1 protein-coding gene is annotated in these 280 nt (G+C 62.5%); it reads right to left on the bottom strand.

Features of this window, described 5'->3' with window-relative positions:
• Nucleotides 1-169: 169 nt before the first annotated feature.
• On the bottom strand, nt 170-280 hold a 111-nt coding region (locus tag XH98_RS12860; protein WP_271618797.1), incomplete at its 5' end, for an ATP-binding protein.

Raw genomic sequence — 280 nt, 5'->3', positions numbered from 1 at the left:
TGATCTCGCCCAGCGGCGAGGCGTTCTGGCCGGCTGGTTCTCTGGCATCGGTCAAGCCGCGCGGTCAATCTGTAATCGCGACTTCAACCTTTTTTCTTCTTCTGCGGTTGCTGTGGGCATGTGGGCAACGCGATTGCGTTGTCCAAGCGCAGCGGCATGTCCACAGCGCTCAGGTCTTTCGGGCGGATTGCCGGGTTCGGCGCAGGCTCTCACCGGTGAGGTCGAGCCGATGGGCATTGTGGACGAGGCGATCGAGCACGGCGTCGGCATAGGTGGGATC

This window comes from Bradyrhizobium sp. CCBAU 51745, assembly GCF_028128715.1.
GTDB classification, from domain to species: Bacteria; Pseudomonadota; Alphaproteobacteria; order Rhizobiales; family Xanthobacteraceae; genus Bradyrhizobium; species Bradyrhizobium manausense.
The sequence above is the reverse complement of the archived record's forward strand: the minus strand, read 5'-3'. Positions and strand labels throughout refer to the sequence as shown.